Origin of the sequence: Actinoplanes sp. NPDC048791 (genome assembly GCF_040650095.1) — a bacterium.
In the GTDB taxonomy this organism is placed as follows: domain Bacteria; phylum Actinomycetota; class Actinomycetes; order Mycobacteriales; family Micromonosporaceae; genus Actinoplanes.
This window is the reverse complement of sequence record NZ_JBEZGQ010001537.1, coordinates 1-1,450: the sequence shown is the minus strand read 5'-3', so window position 1 is coordinate 1,450 and position 1,450 is coordinate 1. Positions and strand designations below refer to the sequence as shown.

General features: G+C 72.9%; 3 protein-coding genes and 1 pseudogene. 1 reads left to right on the top strand and 3 read right to left on the bottom strand.

Annotation, left to right across the window (positions count from 1 at the left end; genetic code table 11):
• Window positions 1–239 (top strand): annotated as a pseudogene (locus tag AB0C29_RS48230) (hypothetical protein); the annotation flags it as partial.
• Here AB0C29_RS48230 and AB0C29_RS48225 read toward each other — a convergent pair.
• The 3 genes from AB0C29_RS48225 to AB0C29_RS48215 all read right to left on the bottom strand — a co-directional run.
• Entirely contained in the window at window positions 220–489 is a 270-nt protein-coding gene (locus AB0C29_RS48225; protein ID WP_212989454.1) for a DUF2277 domain-containing protein, read from the bottom strand. The pseudogene AB0C29_RS48230 and the gene AB0C29_RS48225 overlap by 20 nt on opposite strands.
• A gap of 54 nt (window positions 490–543) precedes the next feature.
• Window positions 544–1,047: a hypothetical protein gene (locus tag AB0C29_RS48220; RefSeq protein WP_360835067.1), complete on the bottom strand. Its 504-nt coding sequence runs from the start codon at window positions 1,045–1,047 to the stop codon at window positions 544–546.
• A 95-nt stretch (window positions 1,048–1,142) separates the two neighbouring features.
• Window positions 1,143–1,450 (bottom strand): response regulator transcription factor (locus AB0C29_RS48215; protein ID WP_360835065.1); only part of this gene is annotated, 308 nt, incomplete at its 5' end.

Sequence of the window (1,450 nt, the reverse complement as noted above, 5' to 3'; positions counted from 1 at the left end):
GCGGCACGACCGTCCGCGTCGCCGCCTGCGGGCACACCGACGACGGAGCCGCCGCGCCCGAGCAGGTCTGCTCGGCTCTGCGGCGAGCCCGCTGGACCGTGACCGACGAGTTCACGCCCGGCCTCGGCGGCAGCAAGCACCTCGACCTCTACATCGGTGAGGAGACCGGACCGGGCTTCACCGACTCGGCCTGGTATCTCACCCTCACCGGGGCCTCGGTCAGGACGCGTACCGCTTAGCGGCCCGCTCGCGGGCCTTGGCCGCCTCGGTCTCGCGGTCCTTGGGCGGCGCGGTGGTGACGAGCTCGGCGAGCAGCTCCTCGGTCGCCGCCGCAACCGCGGCGACCGCCCGGTCGAACGCGGCCTGGTTTCGCTGCGACGGATTCGTCGACCCGGCGACCTTGCGCACGTACTGCAGGGCGGCCGCCTGGACCTCGTCAGGGGTGGCGGGCGGCTCGAAGTTGTGCAGCTGGCGAATGTTTCGGCACATGGCAGAAGCGTAATCACTGCCGGCGGCTCGTGGGGGTCCCCGGCCGCCGGGTCGTCACGGCAGGACGCCCGGCGGGAACCATTCGACGGTACGGAAGTCGCCGGTCTCCACCGTCTCGTAGGGCGCGCCGCTCACGCACAGCGGCACCGACTCGGTGTTGCCCGGATCGATCACCCAGCTGTAGCCGACCCGGTCGTGCCGGCCGTGGTCGTACACCGTGAAGCCGCGGCGCACGCCGATGAACTCCGTCAGGCTGCTGGCGGTGATGATCCCCGTCGCGACCGCCACCGGGCCGCCGACCGCCAGGCAGTCGATCCGCCCGCTGAACCAGGCCCCCTCGGAGCCGAGGTAGTGGCTGACCCGGAACGTCCCCCGGGCGTCCGGTCCGAGGCCGTGGGCGTCGAAGGTGAACCGGATGTCGTCCCCGGCGGCCCGCCACAACGTCGCCGAGCCGACCAGGCTGGGCTCGGTCGGCTTCGGGCGGGTGGCCGACGCGGCGCCACCGGACGTGATCAGGACGGCGGCCGCGGCGGTCAGGGCGAGAAGTGCGCGCTTCATCATGCTTCCTCCAGGTCTCGGGTACTTCCGACATGGATCAGCCTGGTCCGTCGCGGCCCGGGGCGACTCCCGCCCGGGAGGGAACCGGCTCCCTCTCAGGAGGGACTCACAAACCCCGACTCGTACGCGGCGATCACCGCCTGGGTACGGTCGCGGGCGCCGAGCTTGGCCAGCACGTTGCCGACATGGGTCTTGACCGTCTGCACACCCAGCACCAACTGCTCGGCGATCTCGGCGTTGGACAGGCCCCGCGCCATCAAGCGCAGCACCTCGGCCTCCCGGTCGGTGAGGTCGGCCGGGGGCGTGCGGCTGCCGTACGCGGCCGCCAGCCGCCGGATCGCCGCCGGGAACAGCAGCGACTCCCCGGCCGCCACCACCCGGATCGCCGCCAGCACCTCGGCCG